Consider the following 19,379-nt stretch of genomic DNA (forward strand, 5'->3'; position numbering starts at 1 on the left):
TCTACTGCTAAACTGCACGTCCGCAAACCAAGGCCACGTGCATGTCCCTCTTGAATCAGGCGCTGCGCGCCGCCCTCGATGCCCGCAAGGGCCTTCTCAGCGAACTGCATGCCCAAGGCACCGATTGCTACCGTCTGTTCCATGGCAGTCAGGAGGGCGCCGGCGGTTTGACCATCGACCGTTATGGCCCGCAGCTACTGGTGCAGAGTTTTCACCTGACTCTGGACAGCGACACCCTTCTTGCCCTGCACGCAGCCATCGAAGCAGAACTGGGTCTTGGGTTGCTGCTGGTGTACAACGACCGCTCCCAAGGCAACAGCCGGATCGACCGCCGCGACCCGGTCTACCAGGCAAGCGAGGAAGCCCTGGCTGATCATATCGGCCACGAATGGGGCCTGAACTACCGGGTACGAGGCCGCCATGCCGGCCAGGACCCATTGCTGTTTCTCGACCTGCGCAACGCGCGTGGCTGGGTCAAGCAGCACAGTGCCGGCAAACGTGTACTCAACCTCTTTGCCTATACCTGCGGTGTCGGCCTCAGCGCTGCTGCGGGGGGAGCCCGCGAGGTGTGCAACCTGGACTTCGCCGAGGGCAACCTGGCGGTGGGCAAGGAAAACAATGCCCTGAACCCACAGCTGCTGCCGATGGCGTTTATCCAGTCCGACTACTTTCCTGCCATCCGTCAACTCGCCGGCTTGCCCGTCAGCCAGCGGCGCGGGCACAAGCTGCCGCCCTACCCGCGCCTTGAGCAGCGCCAGTTCGATCTGGTATTTCTCGACCCACCGGCCTGGGCCAAGAGCGCCTTCGGCACCGTCGACCTGCTACGCGACTACCAGAGCCTGCTCAAGCCTGCCCTCCTTAGCACTGCCGAAGATGGCGTACTGATCTGCTGTAACAACCTCGCCAAAGTCAGCTTCGACGATTGGCGCGACCAAGTACTGCGCTGTGCCGAGAAAAGTGGCCGGCCGGTACGTGACTGGCAGGCGCTCAAACCCGCCAGCGACTTTCCGTCGCAGGATGGCCAATCGCCGCTCAAGACCTTGATTCTTCAGCTCTGACAGATCTTTTCGCTTATTTTTGGAGTCATTTCGGAACCGATTTTACGTGCCATACTCCAAGCACTCCCGTACGAGACAGACGACGTCGCACATGCCCAAAGGATTGAAACGCGCCCTCGGCGCCATGCTGGCCGCAGTGGCCTTGTACAGCCTGCTTGGCTTTCTGATTCTCCCAGGGGTGGCCCTGCGTATCGCCAACCAGCAATTGGCCAATTACGCCACGGTGCCCGCCCACTTGCAGCGTATCGAGCTCAACCCGTTCAGCCTGGAGTTGACGCTCTGGGGGCTGCAGATCGGTGAACCAGGCAAGGAACAGGTCGGCTTCGAGCGCCTCTACGCCAACCTCCAGCTCGATAGCCTGTGGTCAGGTGCCCTGCACCTGGATGGCATTGAGCTGGACAAGGCCCGCACAGAAGTACTGTTTGCCAAGGATGGCAGCCTGAACCTGACGCAACTGTTCAAGTTGCCACCCAGTGAGCCCAAGCCTGAAGAGCCGCCGAGCGATCCCTTCCCGGTGCGCATCGGCAGCATCAAACTGAGTGAAGGTTACCTGCACTTCGAGGACCAGCGCCCCAGCGAGCCGATCGAGTTCCTCTACGACTCGATGAACCTGGAACTGAAGAACCTCAGCACCCTGCCCGAAGACAGTTCCGACATGACCCTGGTGGCCATCGGCCCGCACGGCGGTCGCATCGACTGGAGCGGCACGTTCAGCCTGATCCCGCTCGCCTCTGAAGGCACCCTGAAGGTTACTGACGGCAAGATGAAGGCCTTCTGGCCCTATGTCCGCGATGCCGTCCCGCTGGTGCTGGAAGAAGGCGTGATCAGCCTCGACACCCATTACACGCTGAACCTCTCCAAGGAAACCGAGCTGCTGCTCGACAACACCGCTGTCAGTATCGCGCCGTTTGCCATCAAGGCCCCGGATGGGCGCCCGCTGGCCCGCCTGGCCCGCCTGGATGTGAGCGAAACGTCCGTGGACCTGGCCAAGCAGTTGGTGACGGTCGGCAAGATTCGCAGCGAGAAACTGGAAACCTGGGCGGCCCTGGAGTCGGATGGGCAACTTGATTGGCAGAAGCTGTTCGCCAGCCAGCCCGCCAAGGCAAGCCCGAAAGAAAAGACCGCGCCTGCAGCCGCCGAACCGGAGGCTACAAAAGAAGCCACAGCCGCAGCACCGAGCAAACCCTGGCAAGTCCTGCTCAAGGACGTGCAGTTGCGCAACTATCAAGTCCACCTGGCCGACCGCTCGCAAAAAGAGCCCGTCGCCCTGGAGCTTGGCCCGCTGAATCTGGACCTGCAGAACTTCGACAGCCTCAACCAGTCACCCTTTACCCTCAAGCTCGATACCGGCGTTGGCAAGCAAGGCAAGCTGCAGGCTGCCGGTGAGGTCAACCTGGCGCCGGTCACGGCACGGGTCAAGGTCAACACCCAGGACATTGACCTGCGCGTTGCCCAGGCCTACATCAGCCCCTTCATACGCCTGGAGCTGCGTAGCGGCATGCTGGGCAGTGACCTCGATGTAAACCTCAAGAGCGTCGAGCCCTTGGCCTTCACGATCGACGGCAAGGCCCAGGTCAACCAACTGCACACCCTCGACACCATCAAGGATCGAGACTTCGTCAAATGGCAGCAGTTGAACCTGGATGCGGTGTCCTACCGCCACGGTGATGCCCTGAGCATCGGCAAGGTGAGCCTGAAGCAGCCCTATGCGCGCTTCATGATCAACGAAGACCGCACCACCAACATCGACGATCTGCTGATTCCCCAGCCAGCCACGGCCCAAGCCCAGGCGACGAACAAGCCTGCAGCGAATAGCGCCAAGCCATTGGGCATTCGCATCGGTGCCATCGACATCAACGACGGCTCGGCCAATTTTGCCGACTTCAGCCTGACGCCCAACTTCGCCACGGCCATCCAACAGCTCAACGGCCAGATCGGTACCATCGACAATCGCCAGCCCAAACCGGCGAAGGTTGACATCAAGGGCAAGGTCGATCGCTATGCACCCGTTACCATCAAAGGTGCCCTGAACCCCTTCGACCCGATGGCCAGCCTGGATATCGCCACCAGCTTCAAGCGTGTCGAGCTGACCACCCTGACGCCTTATTCAGGCAAGTTCGCCGGGTTCCGCATCCGCAAGGGCCGGCTCAATATCGACCTGCACTACATCATCACCCAGGGCCGGCTGAAGGCCGAGAACAAAGTGGTGGTCGAGCAGCTGCAACTGGGTGAGAAAGTCGACAGCCCGGACGCAGTCGATCTACCGATCCGCCTGGCGGTGGCGCTGCTCAAGGACACCGAGGGCAAGATCTCCATTGAACTGCCGGTCACGGGCGACCTCAACGATCCCCAGTTCAGCGTCATGCCGATTGTCTGGCAGACCCTGCGCAACCTGGTGCTGCGCGCGGCCCAGGCGCCGTTCAAGTTCATTGGTGGCTTGATCAGCGGTGGCGATGCCCAGGACCTTGGCAGCGTGGCCTTTGCCGCCGGCTCCAGCGACCTGGCGCCCGACGCCCAAAGTGCCCTGGACAAACTGGCAGCCGCCCTCAAGGAGCGCCCGGCCCTGCGCCTGGAGATCGAAGGTACCAGCGCCCAGAGCAGCGACGGCCCGTTGATTGCCCAGCAGCGCCTGGAACGTGAGTACCAGAGCACCTACTACAAGATCCTCCAGCGCCGCGGCGACAAAGTGCCAGCCCAGGCCTCGGACTTGAAAGTGCCCGATGGCGACAAGCCGGCCATGCTCGAAGGCATCTACCGTACCCGCCTGAAACAGCAACCACCTGCCGAGTGGGAGCAACTGGACCGTGAGCAGCGCACCACTCAGTTGCGCGATGCAGTGCTCAAATCCTGGGCTGAAAGTGCCCTGCTGCTGCGCCAGCTCGGCCAGGCACGAGCCAGCAGCATCAAGGACTATCTGGTCGACAAGGCCAAGCTGGAAGATGACCGGGTGTATTTCATTGATGCAAGCCTCGGCCAGGCCGAACCGGATGGTCGTGTGATTACACCGATGCACCTGGACGCCGAGTAAACGCGCATAAAGAAGCCCCGGCAATCGGTGCCGGGGCTTTGAGTGACCAAGTCCTTTTGGTCTTTCGCATGAACCATTGACGGTCTGCGAGTCGGGACAACCTTCCTGCTTATTCGGATTTCAGGCCGTCAGCCGATACGGCTTTCACGCCTTTGATTTTCTTGGCAATGGCCACTGCCATATCTTTCTGCGAGTCGGTCAGCGTCACATCGGAAGACAGGGCAACCACACCTTTGTTGGTTTCGACTTTGATGTCAGTGCCAGGGACGCCTTTCTCAGTCATCAGGTCAGCTTTGACCTTGGTGGTGATCCAGGTATCGGAGGTCGCTTCTTTGGCCTCGGTCATTTCACCGGCAGCAACAGTCAACGGTGCCTGGGCAGGCTGTTGGGCGAATGCCGCATTAGCCATGGTCAGGGTCAGGGCGGTGGCAGTAGCGGCAGCAATAGCGAACTTCTTCATACGAGACACTCCTGTTTTTCGAAAAGTCTGCGCCGTAAGTCCTGGCAGCAGGGGTATGAATACCATTGCAGGGCCTATGCCAGTTTTTGCAATGATACAAATCCTTTTAAATCAACAAGTTATGAATCAACAAAAAATCCCTTATCGTGCATTTTGCAAGGCCGGTGAAAATCCTGCATGCAAGATGCAAGTCCACAAGGTATTTCCTGCAGGCAAAAAAAAAGGACCCCGGAGGGTCCTTTTTCATCACACCAAGCTTAGACGCCCGATGCCTTTGCTGCTGCAACATCTTTGATCGACAGCTTGATACGGCCGCGGTTGTCCACGTCCAGTACCAGTACTTCGACTTCCTGACCTTCCTTGAGGATGTCGGTCACTTTCTCGACGCGAGCATCGCTCAGCATGGAGATGTGAACCAGACCGTCCTTGCCCGGCAGGATGTTGACGAAAGCACCGAAGTCAACGATGCGTTCGACCTTGCCCACGTAGATCTTGCCGATCTCGGCCTCTGCAGTGATGCTCAGGACGCGCTGACGAGCAGCTTCAGCGGCATCTTTGGTCTCACCGAAGATCTTGATCGAACCGTCGTCTTCGATGTCGATCGAAGCCTTGGTTTCTTCGCAGATGGCACGAATGGTCGCGCCGCCTTTACCGATGACGTCACGGATCTTGTCGGTATCAATCTTCATCGCGATCATGGTCGGAGCATTTTCCGACAGTTCGCTACGGGACTGACCAATGATCTGGTTCATCTGGCCGAGGATGTTCAGGCGCGCTTCCAAGGCTTGGCCCAGGGCGATTTCCATGATCTCTTCGGTGATGCCGTTGATCTTGATGTCCATCTGCAGCGCGGTAACACCTTTGGCGGTACCGGCTACCTTGAAGTCCATGTCGCCCAGGTGGTCTTCGTCACCCAGGATGTCGGTCAGAACAGCGAACTTCTCGCCTTCTTTAACCAGCCCCATGGCGATACCGGCAACCGGCGCCTTCATCGGTACACCGGCGTCCATCAGGGCCAGGGAGGCACCGCAGACCGAAGCCATGGAGCTGGAACCGTTGGACTCGGTGATTTCCGATACCACACGAATGGTGTACGGGAAGACGTCAGCAGCAGGCAGCATGGCCTGAACCGAACGACGGGCCAGACGGCCGTGACCGATTTCGCGACGGCCAGCACCGCCCATGCGACCACACTCGCCCACCGAGAACGGAGGGAAGTTGTAGTGCAGCATGAAGGGGTCTTTTTTCTCGCCTTCGAGGGTGTCGAGCAGTTGTGCGTCACGGGCAGTACCCAGGGTCGCAACGACCAGGGCCTGGGTTTCGCCACGGGTGAACAGCGCCGAACCGTGGGTCTTTGGCAGAACGCCGACTTCGATGTTCAGCGGACGTACGGTCTTGGTGTCGCGACCGTCGATACGTGGCTTGCCGTTGACGATGTTCTCGCGAACGGTGCGGTATTCGATCTCACCGAAGATCTCTTTGACTTCGGAAGCCGAAGGCTGACCTTCTTCACCGGAGAACTTGGCGATCGCCTGATCACGCAGCTCGCCCAGGCGCGCGTAACGGTCGGCCTTGACGGTGATGGTGTAGCCCTGGGAAACGGCTTCGCCGAATTCGGCGCGGATGGCGTTCAGCAGTTCGGTGTTGGCAACGGCTGGCTTCCAGTCCCAGGTCGGCTTGGCGGCTTCAGCGGCCAGCTCTTTGACAGCCTGGATCACAGCCTGGAATTCGTCGTGGGCGAACAGTACGGCGCCCAGCATCTGGTCTTCGGTAAGCTCTTTGGCTTCCGATTCAACCATCAGTACGGCATCGGAAGTACCGGCGACGACCATGTCCAGGCTCGAGGCAGCCAGTTGCTCGTAGGTCGGGTTCAGCAGGTAGCCGGTGCTCTCGTGGAAAGCAACGCGCGCGGCGCCGATCGGGCCTTCAAATGGAATGCCGGAAATAGCCAGGGCAGCCGAGGTACCGATCATCGCAGCGATGTCCGGATCGGTTTTCTTGCTGGTGGAAACGACGGTGCAGACAACCTGCACTTCGTTCATGAAGCCTTCCGGGAACAGCGGACGGATTGGGCGGTCGATCAGACGCGAAGTCAGGGTTTCTTTCTCGGAAGGACGGCCTTCACGCTTGAAGAAACCACCAGGGATCTTGCCGGCGGCGTAGGTCTTTTCCTGATAGTGAACGGACAGGGGGAAGAAGCCTTTGCCTGGATCGGCCTGCTTGGCACCGACCACGGTCACCAGCACGGTGACATCGTTGTCGACGGTGACCAATACGGCGCCGGACGCTTGACGAGCAATACGGCCCGTCTCGAGGGTAACGGTCGATTGACCGAACTGGAATTTCTTGATTACCGGGTTCACGGTTTCCTACCTTCTTCAGTGGCTCTGGGGGAACTGGTTCTTGCGAATTCTTGGGCAGAACAGGGAATCGGCCCCGTTGACCGTCCAGATAAAACTAGAGGTTGGGAGCCTGCCCTGCCCTTGCGGTAAACCGCTCAGGCGAGACAGACAGCCAACCTCATAGATACGCGCGGCGTGTTCATCACTCCCGATGCCAGGCACCGGAAGCGAAGAATGCAACACGCCGTGCACACCACTGGCCAGGCCGCTATTAGCGACGCAGACCCAGGCGACCGATCAGGGCGCTGTAACGAGTGGTGTCTTTGCCCTTCAGGTAGTCCAGCAGCTTACGACGCTGGTTAACCATGCGGATCAGACCACGACGGGAGTGGTGGTCTTTACCGTTGGCCTTGAAGTGGCCTTGCAGCTTGTTGATGTTGGCGGTCAGCAGTGCAACTTGCACTTCCGGGCTACCGGTGTCACCAGCAGCTTGCTGGAATTCGCCAACGATCTTTGCTTTTTCTTCAACGCTGAGTGCCATTTGGCTTCTCCAAATCAAGGGAAACCGAACAAACGGTTTCCAATAGGCCAGGGACAAATCCCTGTATTCATAAGTGAGGCGTAACCGTGCCTATTAACAGCCATCCTCTTTGCCACCAGTGCCGGGCCTGGGCCTGACACTGAAGGTTTCGATCATTCTGACCGAATCAGTCGACGCGGCGCGATGCGCCCGTCTTCGCTCACTTCACCGATACCGATGAAACGACCGTTGTGATCTTGTACCCGAACCATGCCGAACTTCGGCGCATCGGGAGCCCTGACTGGCTGACCATGCAACCAGTAGAAGGCGCTGTGCTCGGAAAACTGCAACAGAGGCCAGTCTTGCAGACCGCTATCGGACGGCATCAGGAAACGATCGACCGCCTCGTTGCCGCCTTCGGCGTGAACTGCTTCAAGCTCTTCGAGAGTCACCGTCTGGGCAAGCTCGAAGGGACCGGCACGCGTACGACGCAGTTCGGCAACATAGGCGCCACAACCGAGGATCTCGCCGATATCTTCGACCAGCGTGCGGATGTAAGTGCCCTTGGTGCAACCCACTGAAAGCCGAACCCGGGTGCCTTCGCACTCGAGCAACTCCAAGCGGTTAATAGTAACAGAACGTGCTTCACGCTCCACTACTTCACCTGCACGCGCCAGCTTGTACAACGGCTGGCCATCGCGCTTGAGGGCGGAGTACATCGGCGGTATCTGACTGATTTCACCACGAAATTGTGGCAGAACCGCTTCAATATCCGCGCGACCAACGGTCACGTCACGGGTTTTCAGCACTTCGCCTTCAGCATCGCCCGTGGTGGTGGTCTGCCCCAACTGCATGACCGTCTCATATCCTTTGTCGGAATCGAGCAGGTACTGGGAAAACTTGGTGGCTTCACCGAAGCACAGTGGCAATACACCACTGGCCAGCGGGTCAAGGCTGCCGGTGTGGCCAGCCTTTTCAGCATTGAGCAGCCAGCGGACTTTCTGCAGGGCTGCATTGGAGGTAAACCCCAATGGCTTGTCGAGCAGGATGATGCCGCTGACATTACGACGGATACGTTTGACCTGGGCCACCGCTTACTCCTTGGTGTCCGGGGTATCGGCGGCCTGGTGCTGGCTGTCTTCGGCGACAGCACGCTCGATCAGTGCCGACAGATGGGCACCGCGGGTCACGCTTTCGTCGTAGTGGAAGTGCAACTGCGGCACGCTGCGCAGTTTCATTTCCTTGCCCAACTGCATGCGCAGGAAACCCGCAGCGGAGTTGAGCACTTTCAGGCTTTGCTTGATGTCTTCAGCGCTGTCCTGGCCCATGACGGTGATATACACCTTGGCATGGCCAACATCGCGGCTGACGTCGACGGCGGTGATGGTCACCAGGCCGACGCGTGGATCTTTGACTTCGCGACGAATCAGTTGGGCCAGCTCGCGCTGCATCTGATCGCCAATGCGTTGGGTACGGCTATATTCTTTTGCCATTTTTGCTACCTGTAACTAAAGCGGCAAACGCCCGGCCAGGCTTGAGCCTGACCGGGCGTTGCGTTCAGAGCCGCTGACGACCGCCTTGCGACGGGCATTTCGCGCCTCCCATGCTCGATACTTAGAGCGTACGAGCCACTTGGACTTTCTCGAAGACTTCGATCTTGTCGCCGACCTTGACGTCGTTGTAGCTCTTCACGCCGATACCGCATTCCATGCCGGCACGCACTTCGGACGCATCGTCCTTGAAGCGACGCAGCGATTCCAGCTCGCCCTCGAAGATCACCACGTCTTCGCGCAGAACGCGGATCGGACGGTTGCGGTAGACCACACCCTCGATGACCATACAGCCAGCGATGGCGCCGAACTTCGGCGAACGGAACACATCACGCACTTCGGCGATACCCAGGATGTTCTCGCGAACATCGCTGCCGAGCATACCGGTCAGGGCTTTCTTGACGTCTTCAATGATGTCGTAGATCACGTTGTAGTAACGCATATCCAGACCTTCCTGCTCGACGATCTTGCGCGCGCCGGCATCGGCACGCACGTTGAAGCCGAACAGTACTGCATTGGAAGCCAGGGCCAGGTTGGCATCGCTCTCGGTGATACCACCGACACCGCCGCCGATCACACGAACCTGTACTTCGTCGTTGCCCAGACCGCTCAGGGAGCCCTGCAGAGCCTCGAGAGAACCACGAACGTCGGACTTGAGTACGATGTTGAGGGTCTTCTTCTCTTCCTGGCCCATGTTCTCGAAGATGTTTTCGAGTTTGCCGGCATGTGCACGAGCCAGTTTGACTTCGCGGAACTTGCCTTGACGGAACAGTGCAACTTCGCGGGCCTTCTTCTCGTCGGCCACAACGCTCAGTTCGTCACCAGCGTCCGGGGTACCGTCCAGGCCGAGAATCTCGACCGGGATCGACGGACCGGCTTCCTTAACAGGCTTGCCGTTTTCGTCGAGCATGGCACGTACACGGCCGTAGTTCGAGCCGCACAGGACCATGTCGCCCTGGCGCAGGGTACCGTCTTGAACCAGCACGGTGGCCACTGGGCCGCGGCCCTTGTCCAGACGCGACTCGACCACCACACCACGACCCGGGGCCGATGGCGTAGCCTTGAGCTCGAGGATCTCGGCTTGCAGCAGAACGGCTTCGAGCAGTTCGTCTACGCCGGTACCCATCTTCGCGGACACTTTGACGAATGGCGTGTCACCACCCCAGTCCTCGGAAGTCACGCCTTCGACGGCCAGTTCGTTACGGATGCGATCGAGGTCAGCACCTGGCTTGTCGATCTTGTTCACCGCAACGACCAACGGAACACCGGCGGCCTTGGCATGTTGCACCGCTTCACGGGTCTGAGGCATTACGCCGTCGTCCGCAGCGACCACCAGGATCACGATGTCAGTAGCCTTGGCACCACGGGCACGCATGGCGGTAAACGCGGCGTGACCTGGGGTGTCGAGGAAGGTAACCATGCCACGGTCGGTTTCTACGTGGTAGGCACCAATGTGCTGGGTGATACCACCGGCTTCGCCTGCGGCAACCTTGGCACGACGGATATAGTCGAGCAGCGAGGTCTTACCGTGGTCAACGTGACCCATTACGGTCACAACCGGAGCACGGGAGAAGGTTTCGCCTTCAAACTTCAGCGATTCGGCCAGGGAGTCTTCCAGGGCAGTGTCGCTGACCAGAGTGACCTTGTGGCCCAGCTCTTCGGCGACCAGCTGAGCAGTCTCCTGATCGAGCACCTGGTTGATGGTCACCGGAGTGCCCAGCTTGAACATGAACTTGACGACTTCAGCGCCTTTGACCGACATCTGCTGCGCCAGGTCGGAAACCGTGATGGTCTCGCCAATCTGTACGTCGCGGATAACCGGACCGGTCGGGTTCTGGAAACCGTGGGCGTTGCGCTTCTTCGGCTTGCCCTTGCCACGACCACCACGACGGAAGCCATCGCTTTCTTCGTCGGTAGTACGCGGAGCAGCACGCGGCGTTGGCGCCTTTTCCTTTTCCTTGACCTTGACCGACACACGCGGCGCTTCGTTACGGCGCTCGCCGCCACGACGCTCGTCGTCACGGGCTTTGTCGTTACGACGCACGTCGTCTTTCTTGCGATCAGCAACCGGGGCCGGAGCAGCATCGGCTGCTTCGATTACCGGAGCCGGCGCAGGAGCGGCCGGTGCAGCAGCAGGTGCCGCGGATGCAGCCGCTGGCTGACGGCGGGCTTCTTCGTCGGCACGCTGACGTGCTTCGGCATCGGCTTTTTCACGAGCTGCGTTGTCCGCCGCGCGGCGCTCTTCCAGCTCGCGCTTCTGCTCGGCCTGGATTTCTTCCGGGCTGCGCTGGACGAATACTTTCTTCTTGCGTACTTCTACGCTGATGCTCTTGCTACCGGCAACACGCAGGGTGCTGGTGGTCTTGCGCTGCAAGGTAATCTTGCGCGGCTCTTCCACCTTCGCCTTGTGGCTGCTCTTCAAATGAGCCAGCAGAGCCTGCTTCTCATTGTCGGTCACTACCTGACCGGCGTCGGTGTGCGGCAGACCTGCCTCACGCATCTGCTGCAGCAGGCGCTCTACCGGTGCAGCGACCTCTTGGGCCAATTCTTTCACCGTGACTTGCGTCATGCACTTCTCTCCTCAGGCCGCGCCTAATTACTCGAACCAATGGGCTCGGGCGGCCATGATCAACTTGCCGGCACGCTCTTCGTCGATACCGTCGATGTCGAGCAGGTCATCAATCGACTGCTCGGCCAGGTCTTCGCGGGTAATTACGCCGCGCACCGCCAGTTCCATCGCCAAATCCTTGTCCATACCCTCAAGCGAGAGCAGGTCTTCGGCCGGATGGGCGTCTGCCAGCTTTTCCTCAGTAGCGATGGCTTTGGTCAACAAACGATCCTTGGCGCGAGCACGAAGCTCATTGACGATGTCTTCGTCAAAGCCGTCGATGTTGAGCATTTCTTCCAGCGGTACGTAGGCAATCTCTTCCAGGCTGGTGAAGCCTTCATCGACCAGCACCTGTGCCAGCTCTTCGTCGACTTCCAACTCGTCGATGAAGTTGCGCAGGATGTCACCGGTTTCAGCTTGCTGCTTGGCCTGGATGTCCGATTCGGTCATCACATTCAGGGTCCAGCCGGTCAACTGGCTGGCCAGACGCACGTTCTGGCCGCCACGGCCAATCGCCTGGGCCAGGTTGTCGGCGCCCACGGCGATGTCCATGGCGTGGGCGTCTTCATCGACGATGATCGCCGCGACTTCAGCCGGCGACATAGCGTTGATGACGAACTGTGCAGGGTTGTCGTCCCACAGGACGATATCTACACGTTCGCCGCCCAGTTCGCCGGACACTGCCTGGACACGCGATCCGCGCATGCCGATACAGGCACCTTGCGGGTCAATGCGCTTGTCTTTGGAGCGTACGGCGATTTTGGCTCGCGAACCCGGATCACGGGACGCTGCCATAACTTCGATCAGGCCCTCGGCGATTTCCGGCACTTCGATGCGGAACAGTTCGATCAGCATCTGTGGCGCGGTACGCGACAGGATCAGCTGTGGGCCACGGTTCTCGGTGCGGATTTCCTTGAGCAGGGCACGCAGGCGCACACCTACACGGAAAGTCTCGCGAGAGATGATGTCTTCACGGGCCAGCAACGCTTCGGCGTTGTTGCCCAGGTCAACGATGACGTTGTCACGGGTGACCTTCTTGACGGTACCGGAGATGATCTCGCCCAGGCGCTCGCGGTAAGCATCTACCACTTGAGCACGCTCGGCTTCACGGACCTTCTGTACGATGACCTGCTTGGCAGTCTGAGCGGCGATGCGACCGAACTCGATGGACTCGATCTTCTCTTCGATGACGTCGCCGACTTTAGCTTCAGGATGAGTTTCCTGAATTTTGGCCAGCCAGGTCTCGACAGCCGGATCGTCAAGATCCGCTTCATCGACGACAGTCCAACGACGGAAGGTCTCGTAGTTACCGGTGTGGCGGTTGATTTCCACACGCAGGTCGACTTCGTCGTCAAAACGTTTTTTGGTTGCAGTGGCCAGTGCCACTTCCAGCGCTTCAAAAATTACGCCAGCCGGTACGCCTTTTTCGTTGGATACCGACTCAACAACCAGCAGTACTTCTTTGCTCATCGTACGCCTCGCCTTTCGCAAGCCATTGGATCCGCGCGGTCCGCCGGACCCGGCACGTCTCAGTCAAAACTGGGAATAATGTTGGCCTTGTCGATCGAATCGATCGGCAGCAGGAACTCATTGTTATCTACCTGGACAACAACATCCTGCTCCTCCACACCACGGAGAAGGCCCTGAAAGTTACGACGACCTTCAAAGGGCGTACGCAGCTTGATCTTCACTTGTTCGCCGGCATGCGAAGCAAACTGTTCCAATGTGAACAGTGGGCGATCCATGCCAGGAGAGGACACTTCAAGGGTGTATTCGGAACTGATCGGATCTTCGACATCCAGGATACCGCTGACCTGGCGACTGACAACTTCACAGTCTTCGACCAGAATGCCGTCCGCTTTGTCGATATAAATACGCAGTACCGAATGCTTGCCCTGAGAGATGAATTCGATCCCCCAGCATTGATAGCCAAGAGCCTCGACCACCGGGGCCAACAAGGCCTGCAACTGTTCTAGCTTGCTCGACACCTGAACCCCCTCGTGCATGCTGTGCAAATAAAAAATGGGCAAAGCGCCCATCCCTGATACGTCGTTGAATACCGACGCTATGACTGTTCAGCCAAGAAAAAGCCCCTGCAAAAGGGGCTCCGCTGAAACTGGTTGCGGGGGCTGGATTTGAACCAACGACCTTCGGGTTATGAGCCCGACGAGCTACCAGACTGCTCCACCCCGCGACAAAGCTGGGGCGAAAGTATACGACCGAACCCCGACAGGGTCAATCTAACCTCCACCTACAAGAAAGCCCGCTGTAGCGGGCTGTCTTGTTTCAATTGGTACCGAGAAGGGGACTCGAACCCCTACACCCTATGGGCACAACCACCTCAAGGTTGCGTGTCTACCAATTCCACCACCTCGGCAATACTACTTTGAAACCCGTTACTTCTGCTCTTGAGCGGGAGGAACATCGCCAGTTTGAGTGGCTTCGCTCTTCTGCTCCTGGAGCACCGGTACATCATCTGTTGCCGGTTTTTGCTGCTTCACTTCCAACACTGCTGGATCTGGCAACCCTACTTGAGTCAGCTCATGAGCTTTCTCTTTAGCAAAGTATCCTAACCCAAGAGCAGTTAAGAAGAAAGAGGCAGCTAGTATAGCAGTAAACTTACTCAGAAAGGTAGCAGAACCTTGGCTTCCGAACACAGTATTTGAAGCACCTGCGCCGAAAGATGCACCCGCTTCCGCACCTTTACCCTGTTGCAGCAACACCAGCACTACCAAACCCAGTGCGCCCAACAGATGAAAAACTACTACGACTGTTTCCAGCATTTTTCAGTTTCCTGCGGCGCGACAAATTGCACCGAATTCGTCTGCGTTCAGGGACGCTCCACCAATGAGCCCCCCATCAATATCCGGCATGCCGAACAGCTCAGCCGCATTGGCCGCCTTCACGCTGCCGCCGTATAGAAGCCGCACATTTTTCGCGACTTCGGCATTCTCTGCCGCCAGCTGTGCGCGGATGGCTGCATGCACATCCTGCGCTTGCTGTGGCGAGGCTGTCAGCCCTGTACCGATGGCCCAAACAGGCTCATAGGCAATCACCGCATTGGCGAAGGCTTCAACACCGAAAGCTTCGATGATGCTACCCAGCTGACGCCCGACAATCTCAAGCGTTTTACCCGCTTCGCGCTCTTCGAGGGTCTCCCCTACGCAGAGCACCGGCTTCAAACCACAAGCCTGTGCCGCAGCGAACTTGCGATTGAGAACCTCTTCACTCTCGCCAATTATCTGGCGACGCTCCGAGTGCCCAACCAGTACCAGTCCGCAACCCGCATCGACCAACTGACTTGGTGAAATCTCACCGGTCAGTGCGCCTTGCTCAGGCTCTACCGCAGAATTCTGAGCGCCGACGGTGATCGACTTGCCCTGCAGCTCATCAATCGCTTGATTGATGTACAGCGAGGGAGGAAACACCGCGACCTCAACACCGCTCGGCAGGGCTAGATTGCTCAAGCCCTTGATCAGCTCAGCGACGCTGGCGCGGGTACCGTGCATCTTCCAGTTACCAGCTACCATAGGGCGACGCATGCTGTACCTCGTCGGTCAAAGTGGGCGCAGATGTTACCCAACCCAATCACTGCTGGCAAGCGTATTTCAGATGCAAACTTCACTTACCAGTTTTGCCAGGGCTTCTGCATGGGCGCGCACCTGACTTTCGTCATCGCCTTCGACCATTACTCGCACCAATGGCTCTGTTCCGGACTTGCGCAACAACACACGCCCGCGACCCGCCATTTCTTCGGTAACCCGCGCACTGGCCTCCTTCACAGCCGGATGCTCCAGCGGGTCGACCTTGCTTGCACCAAATCGCACATTGATCAACACCTGCGGGCATTTGCGCAGCGCCTGGCGAGCCTGCGCCAGGGTCTCGCCACGGCGTTTGAGGGCCATCAACACCTGTAGCGCCGCGATGATCGCATCACCAGTAGTGGTGTGGTTACAGCAAACCACGTGCCCGGAGTTTTCACCTCCGATCACCCAGTCACGCGCCAGCAACTCGGCCATCACGTAACGGTCGCCAACTTTGGCCCGCACGAAAGGTATGTCGAGATCTTTCAGGGCCAATTCAAGACCCAGATTGCTCATCAAGGTACCGACTACCCCGCCCTGCAGCTTGTTACGCTCCTGCAGATCCCGGGCAATGATGAACAGCAACTCGTCACCGTCGACGATGGCACCGGTGTGATCGACCATCAATACACGGTCACCGTCGCCGTCAAAGGCGATCCCGAGATCGGCATGCCCTACCAACACAGCAGCCTGAAGGGACTCTATATGGGTCGAACCGCAATTTTCATTGATGTTCAGGCCATCCGGCTGGGCTGACAACACGGTGACCTCAGCGCCCAACTCGCGGAATACGCTAGGCGCAACTTTGTAGGTAGCACCATGTGCGCAATCGACCACCAATTTCAGACCCGCAAAGTCGGTGCTGCTTGGCACGCTGCTCTTGCAGAATTCGATATAGCGCCCTGCCGCATCATTGATACGCGAGACCTTGCCCAGCTTACTGGATTCCACCACGGTCATCGGCTGATCGAGCAACTCCTCGATCATCAGCTCAACTTCGTCAGGCAGCTTGGTGCCCTGGCCAGAGAAGAACTTGATGCCGTTGTCGTCATGTGGGTTGTGCGATGCACTGATGACGATGCCGGCCTCGGCATGGAAGGTTCGCGTCAGATAGGCGATGGCCGGCGTCGGCATCGGCCCCAGCAACATCACATCGGCACCTGCCGCGGACAGTCCGGCTTCCAGCGCCGATTCAAACATGTACCCGGAAATTCGGGTGTCCTTGCCCACCAAAACCCGGCAGGCACCCTGCTTGCGAAACGCCATGCCTGCCGCCCAGCCAAGCTTGAGCATGAAGTCAGGGGTGATGGGGTATTCACCGACACGGCCACGAATACCGTCAGTACCAAAATATTTTCTGCTCATAGATGCTCCATCACTATTATTCGGCGGCCTGAACCGCTGCAATCATTCGCACGATATCGACAGTTTCGGCAACATCGTGAACGCGCAAGATGCTTGCACCCTTGGTCATGGCCAATGCAGCCAGTGCCAGGCTACCGTACAGCCGCTGCTCGACCGGGCGATCGAGAGTCTGTCCGATCATGCTCTTGCGCGAGACCCCAACCAGCAATGGCCGTCCTAAGCGATACAGGGACTCCATATGCTTGAACAGGCTCAAGTTGTGCGCCAGGGTCTTGGCGAAGCCAAAGCCGGGATCAAGGACGATCCGACCAGCATCGATGCCAACCGCCGCACAAGCAGCCATCCGCTGCTCAAGATAACTCGCAACTTCGACGCTGACATCCTCGTAATGAGGATTGTTCTGCATATCACCCGGCTCACCACGCATATGCATCAGACAGACTGGCAACCCGGTCGCCGCAGCCGCATCCAGGGCCCCATCGCGCGTGAGCGAGCGGACATCATTGATCAAGCCGGCACCAAGCCGGGCCGTCTCGCGAATGACGGCAGGCGTCGAGGTATCGACAGAAATGATCACGTCCAGTTCGCGAGCGATCGCCTCAACCATTGGCGCCACGCGCTCAAGTTCTTCGAGCGCGGAAACTGCCCTGGCACCAGGCCGGGTGGACTCACCACCTATATCGATCAGGGTCGCCCCCGCCACGACCATTGCCTCTGCATGGCGCAAAGCCGCTTCACGCTGATTGAAGCGGCCGCCATCGGAGAAAGAATCAGGAGTGATATTGAGAATACCCATGACATGGGTACGGGACAAATCAAGAACCCGGTTGCCGCAAGGCAACCGGGTTGGGTACTGCTGTGAGGTCATATATGCCCTTAGACTTGAGCCGCTGGACCGCCGATCGGCGACTCTGGACGGTCACCCTGCTGCGCAGTGGTACCTGGAGTACCTGATCCACCTTCCCAGTCACGCGGCTCGCGCGGGGTGCGGCCTGCCATGATGTCGTCAATCTGCTCGGCATCAATGGTTTCGTACTTCATCAACGCATCGGCCATGGCATCGAGCTTGTCACGGTGCTCCGTGAGGATCTGCTTGGCGGTGGCGTAGCACTGATCAATGATGCTGCGCACTTCGGAGTCGATCAGCTTGGCTGTCTCACCAGAAACACTGGCGTGCTGGGAGCCCGCGCTACGACCGAGGAATACCTCGCCTTCTTCTTCGGCGTACATCAGCGGACCAAGCTTCTCGGACAGGCCCCACTTGGTCACCATATTCCGAGCAATCTGACTGGCGCGCATGATGTCGTTGGAAGCACCGGTAGTGACACCGTCAAAGCCCAGAGTCATCTCCTCGGCGATACGACCGCCATACAACGAGCAGATCTGGCTGATCAACGCACGCTTGGACAGGCTGTAACGGTCCTCTTCAGGGAGGAACATCGTGACACCCAGTGCACGACCGCGAGGAATGATCGAAACCTTGTAGACCGGATCGTGCTCAGGTACTACACGACCAACGATGGCATGACCAGCTTCGTGGTAGGCAGTGTTCTGCTTCTCTTTCTCGGACATGACCATGGTCTTGCGCTCGGCGCCCATCATGATCTTGTCTTTGGCGAGCTCGAACTCCTTCATCTCGACCACACGCTTGCCACCGCGGGCCGCGAACAGCGAGGCTTCGTTGACCAGGTTCGCCAGGTCAGCACCGGAGAAGCCAGGGGTACCACGGGCGATGACCGCTGGATTGACGTTCTCGCCAATCGGCACCTTGCGCATGTGAACCTTGAGAATCTGTTCACGACCGCGGATATCCGGCAGACCGACCACGACCTGACGGTCAAAACGACCAGGACGCAGCAGAGCAGGGTCGAGTACGTCTGGACGGTTGGTCGCGGCGATGACAATGATGCCATCGTTCATTTCAAAGCCATCCATCTCAACCAACAACTGGTTGAGTGTCTGCTCGCGCTCGTCGTGACCGCCACCCATGCCAGCGCCACGATGGCGGCCGACAGCGTCGATTTCGTCGATGAAGATGATGCACGGCGCGTGCTTCTTGGCTTGCTCAAACATGTCACGAACGCGGCTGGCGCCGACACCCACGAACATTTCGACGAAGTCGGAACCGGAGATAGTGAAGAACGGCACCTTGGCTTCACCGGCAATGGCTTTTGCCAGCAGGGTTTTACCGGTACCCGGCGGACCAACCATCAGCACGCCACGAGGAATGCGGCCGCCCAAGCGCTGGAATTTGCCCGGATCACGCAGGAACTCAACCAGCTCCCCTACTTCTTCCTTGGCTTCGTCGCAGCCTGCAACGTCGGCCAGGGTAGTCTTGACCTGATCTTCGGACAGCAGGCGCGCCTTGCTCTTGCCGAAGCTCATTGGCCCGCCTTTGCCGCCTGCACCGCCTTGCATCTGGCGCATGAAGAACATGAACACGGCAATGATGACCAGGATCGGGAAACTGGCGACCAGCAATTGGGTCCAGATGGACTGTTGTTCAGGCTGCTTGCCTTCGACCACGACATGGTTGTCGACCAGATCGCCGATCAGGCCGTTGTCCTGGATGGCCGGACGGATGGTCTTGAAGCTGTCGCCATCGGTGCGCTTGCCGGTAATGACATAGCCATCGACCGCAACGCGCTCGACCTTGCCATCCTTGACCTGCTGAATGAAGTCGGAATAGTTGAGGGTCTGCGGCTCATTCGGGCTGGAGAAGTTGTTCATCACCGTCACCAGGACAGCTGCGATGATCAACCACAGGATCAAGTTCTTTGCCATATCGTTCAATTAGCTACCCTCTGAGGCCGGCTGACGGCGCAACCGTGCCTCGCATGATATTCACCGGCTTAACTTACTAC

General features: G+C 58.7%; 15 protein-coding genes and 2 tRNA genes. 2 read left to right on the forward strand and 15 right to left on the reverse strand.

Features of this window, described 5'->3' with window-relative positions:
* Nucleotides 1-41 precede the first annotated feature (41 nt).
* Nucleotides 42-1,058 carry a class I SAM-dependent rRNA methyltransferase gene (locus U9R80_RS23715; RefSeq protein WP_301840084.1) on the forward strand — a complete coding sequence of 339 codons (1,017 nt, stop codon included), beginning with the start codon at nt 42-44 and terminating at the stop codon, nt 1,056-1,058.
* A gap of 91 nt (nt 1,059-1,149) precedes the next feature.
* Nucleotides 1,150-4,086, forward strand: a complete 2,937-nt coding sequence (locus U9R80_RS23720; RefSeq protein ID WP_301840082.1) for a DUF748 domain-containing protein — start codon at nt 1,150-1,152, stop codon at nt 4,084-4,086.
* A gap of 109 nt (nt 4,087-4,195) precedes the next feature.
* Here U9R80_RS23720 and U9R80_RS23725 read toward each other — a convergent pair whose 3' ends face one another.
* From U9R80_RS23725 to ftsH, 15 genes are all read right to left on the reverse strand, one after another.
* Nucleotides 4,196-4,546: a BON domain-containing protein gene (locus tag U9R80_RS23725; RefSeq protein ID WP_301840080.1), complete on the reverse strand. Its 351-nt coding sequence runs from the start codon at nt 4,544-4,546 to the stop codon at nt 4,196-4,198.
* Nucleotides 4,547-4,803: 257 nt separating this feature from the next.
* On the reverse strand, nt 4,804-6,909 hold the full coding sequence (gene pnp / locus U9R80_RS23730) for a polyribonucleotide nucleotidyltransferase (RefSeq protein WP_028944520.1): 2,106 nt from the start codon (nt 6,907-6,909) through the stop codon (nt 4,804-4,806).
* Between the two features lie 250 nt (nt 6,910-7,159).
* Nucleotides 7,160-7,429 (reverse strand): 30S ribosomal protein S15, encoded by a 270-nt coding sequence (rpsO, locus tag U9R80_RS23735; RefSeq protein WP_028944521.1) that lies wholly within the window; start codon nt 7,427-7,429, stop codon nt 7,160-7,162.
* Between the two features lie 152 nt (nt 7,430-7,581).
* Nucleotides 7,582-8,499: a tRNA pseudouridine(55) synthase TruB gene (gene truB, locus U9R80_RS23740; RefSeq protein WP_301840078.1), complete on the reverse strand. Its 918-nt coding sequence runs from the start codon at nt 8,497-8,499 to the stop codon at nt 7,582-7,584.
* A gap of 3 nt (nt 8,500-8,502) precedes the next feature.
* Nucleotides 8,503-8,901: a 30S ribosome-binding factor RbfA gene (gene rbfA, locus U9R80_RS23745; protein ID WP_038606777.1), complete on the reverse strand. Its 399-nt coding sequence runs from the start codon at nt 8,899-8,901 to the stop codon at nt 8,503-8,505.
* A gap of 121 nt (nt 8,902-9,022) precedes the next feature.
* Entirely contained in the window at nt 9,023-11,527 is a 2,505-nt protein-coding gene (infB, locus tag U9R80_RS23750; RefSeq protein ID WP_301840077.1) for a translation initiation factor IF-2, read from the reverse strand.
* A 27-nt stretch (nt 11,528-11,554) separates the two neighbouring features.
* Complete coding sequence (gene nusA, locus U9R80_RS23755; RefSeq protein WP_301840075.1) at nt 11,555-13,036, reverse strand: transcription termination factor NusA; 1,482 nt, start codon at nt 13,034-13,036, stop codon at nt 11,555-11,557.
* Nucleotides 13,037-13,095: 59 nt separating this feature from the next.
* Nucleotides 13,096-13,554, reverse strand: coding sequence for a ribosome maturation factor RimP (rimP, locus tag U9R80_RS23760; RefSeq protein WP_036989972.1), 459 nt, complete (start codon nt 13,552-13,554; stop codon nt 13,096-13,098).
* Between the two features lie 129 nt (nt 13,555-13,683).
* Nucleotides 13,684-13,760: transfer RNA gene (locus U9R80_RS23765), tRNA-Met, on the reverse strand.
* A 97-nt stretch (nt 13,761-13,857) separates the two neighbouring features.
* A tRNA-Leu gene (locus U9R80_RS23770) sits at nt 13,858-13,943 on the reverse strand.
* Nucleotides 13,944-13,962: 19 nt separating this feature from the next.
* Nucleotides 13,963-14,349 carry a preprotein translocase subunit SecG gene (gene secG, locus U9R80_RS23775; RefSeq protein WP_301840073.1) on the reverse strand — a complete coding sequence of 129 codons (387 nt, stop codon included), beginning with the start codon at nt 14,347-14,349 and terminating at the stop codon, nt 13,963-13,965.
* Between the two features lie 3 nt (nt 14,350-14,352).
* Nucleotides 14,353-15,108: a triose-phosphate isomerase gene (tpiA, locus tag U9R80_RS23780; RefSeq protein WP_301840072.1), complete on the reverse strand. Its 756-nt coding sequence runs from the start codon at nt 15,106-15,108 to the stop codon at nt 14,353-14,355.
* A gap of 66 nt (nt 15,109-15,174) precedes the next feature.
* The gene (gene glmM / locus U9R80_RS23785) at nt 15,175-16,515 is read right to left on the reverse strand and encodes a phosphoglucosamine mutase (protein ID WP_301840070.1); all 1,341 of its coding nucleotides are present in this window, start codon (nt 16,513-16,515) and stop codon (nt 15,175-15,177) included.
* Between the two features lie 16 nt (nt 16,516-16,531).
* Entirely contained in the window at nt 16,532-17,383 is an 852-nt protein-coding gene (gene folP, locus U9R80_RS23790; RefSeq protein ID WP_301840069.1) for a dihydropteroate synthase, read from the reverse strand.
* An 8-nt stretch (nt 17,384-17,391) separates the two neighbouring features.
* Nucleotides 17,392-19,299, reverse strand: a complete 1,908-nt coding sequence (gene ftsH / locus U9R80_RS23795) for an ATP-dependent zinc metalloprotease FtsH (RefSeq protein ID WP_028944531.1) — start codon at nt 19,297-19,299, stop codon at nt 17,392-17,394.
* Nucleotides 19,300-19,379 lie beyond the last annotated feature (80 nt).

Source organism: Pseudomonas sp. JQ170C (assembly GCF_035581345.1).
Lineage (GTDB): Bacteria > Pseudomonadota > Gammaproteobacteria > Pseudomonadales > Pseudomonadaceae > Aquipseudomonas.